This is a genomic window from Streptomyces sp. 13-12-16 (assembly GCF_002114215.1).
In the GTDB taxonomy this organism is placed as follows: Bacteria; Actinomycetota; Actinomycetes; order Streptomycetales; family Streptomycetaceae; genus Streptomyces.
The window spans coordinates 1-842 of record NZ_NCTE01001319.1; the positions used below are offsets into that span (position 1 = coordinate 1).

1 protein-coding gene is annotated in these 842 nt (G+C 77.7%); it reads left to right on the plus strand.

The window, feature by feature from the left end:
• Window positions 1-346 precede the first annotated feature (346 nt).
• A partial coding sequence (locus B7767_RS48870) for a helix-turn-helix domain-containing protein (protein ID WP_373408278.1) occupies window positions 347-842 on the plus strand: 496 nt, incomplete at its 3' end.

Below are 842 nucleotides of genomic sequence, written 5' to 3' on the forward strand. Positions count from 1 at the left end.
GGAGGCCGCGAGGAACCTGGGCGGTGCGGCCTCCTGGGGCGCGGCGCCGGCCGGCGCGGTGAGCGCCGTACCGGCGGCGAGGGCGGCGACGGTGAGCGCCGCGAGGGTGGCGGCGCGGATGCGCATGGGCATGGGTGTCCCCCGTGGGGTGTGCGTGGTGGAAGGGCGGAGCGGTACGCCGTGTCGGGCGGTTCGCGGTGCCAAGAGCATCGGCCGCCCCGGGGGGCGGGCGCAAGCGTCGTCGCCGGATCCGCCGGCATGGAACCATCCCAGCCCGTCCGACGTGCAGGTACATGGGGTGCCTGGGACGCCGTCCCGGGGCCGGTCGGGTCCTGACGAGTGCGGGGTGACGGTGTCGGCACGGGACGACGTGGCGGAGTTCGCGGCGCTGCTGCGCGAGCTGAAGGAACGCACGGACCGCAGTTACGGCTCGCTCGCCCGCCGGCTGGACATGAACACCTCGACGCTGCACCGCTACTGCGCGGGCGACGCGGTCCCCGTCGACTTCGCGCCGGTGGAACGGTTCGCCGCCCTGTGCGGCGCGTCGAGGGCGGAACGCCTGGACCTCCACCACCGCTGGCTCCGCGCGGCGGAGACACGCCGGCACCCGCGCGGGCCGGGGACGCCCCCGGCCACGGACCCGGACACCGGCGACCAGCACACCGTGGTGCGGGAACGGGCGGACGGCACGGTCCCCGACGTCCCGGCCGCGGAGCACGGCACCACCGAACGGACGACCCCCGGGGCCACCACGCCGGACCGCCCCCGGAGCGACCACCGGACGGCCCGTGCCGACGGGCCGGACCCCGGGCCCGTGGCGTTCCCCGGGCCACGCCTCGACG